General features: G+C 60.2%; 1 pseudogene. It reads right to left on the reverse strand.

From position 1 onward, the window contains the following. Positions 1-76: 76 nt before the first annotated feature. Positions 77-1,009 (reverse strand): annotated as a pseudogene (locus tag OKC40_RS22535) (KUP/HAK/KT family potassium transporter); the annotation flags it as partial. Positions 1,010-1,087: the final 78 nt, after the last annotated feature.

Raw genomic sequence — 1,087 nt, forward strand, 5'->3', positions numbered from 1 at the left:
CAGGCAAGGGGCAACAGTGGATCAAGGGATGATCGTCTCACTTTTTCCTGTCAATGCCATCTGGGTGAACAGTTACGTTGCCGTGCTCGTTCAGGCGGCGAATAAGCTGGAAACGCTCGCTCTTCCAGCTGGTCATCACGGTGAACATTACCGCGCCCAGGGTGAGCGGCAGCCAGCCGCCGGAGAAGATCTTGGCGAGGTTGGCGGCAAAGAGCGGCACGTCGATACAGAGCAGCGCGGCAAACAGGATGGCCACCAGATACTTGTTCCAGTGCCAGCTGTTCTTGGCCACCGAGCAGGAGAGGATGGAGGTGAGTACCATGGTGCCGGTCACCGCGATGCCGTAGGCCGCCGCCAGATTGCTGGAGTGCTCGAAGCTCATGATGACGATCACCACCGAGATATAGAGCATCCAGTTGATGACCGGAATATAGATCTGGCCGGACTCCTGCTCGGAGGTGTGGACGATGCGAATGGGGGAGAGATAACCGAGCCGCACCGCCTGCCGGGTCAGCGAAAAGACCCCGGAGATCACCGCCTGGGAGGCGATCACCGTCGCCATGGTTGCCAGCAGCAGCAGCGGCACCAGCGCCCATTTCGGCGCGAGCAGGAAGAAGGGGTTGGCAATGGCTGCCGGGTTGCTCAGCAGCAGCGCACCCTGACCGAAGTAGTTGAGCACCAGCGAGGGCAGCACCACGATAAACCAGGCGAGGCGAATGGGATTTTTGCCAAAGTGGCCCATATCCGCGTAGAGCGCCTCCACCCCTGTGATGGCCAGCACCACGGCGCCGAGGGCAAAGAAGGAGGTGGTCTGGTACTGGATAAAGAAACGCACCGCCCAGATGGGGTTAAGCGCACCCAGCACCTCGGGGTTGTGGATGATGCCGCGCAGCCCCAGCACCGCCAGCGTCATAAACCAGATCAGCATGATGGGGGCAAACAGCTTGCCCACCATGGCGGTGCCATGTTTCTGGATGGCAAACAGCAGGGTCAGCACCAGCACCGAGAGAGCGGCGTTTTTCAAGATAGTTGTCGCGCAAAGCTGTTTTAAGCAGCCTCTTTCTGCTCCGGCTCGGGTTTCTCGGGC

It is taken from the genome of Aeromonas sp. QDB11 (assembly GCF_027705265.1).
Classification (GTDB): domain Bacteria; phylum Pseudomonadota; class Gammaproteobacteria; order Enterobacterales; family Aeromonadaceae; genus Aeromonas; species Aeromonas allosaccharophila.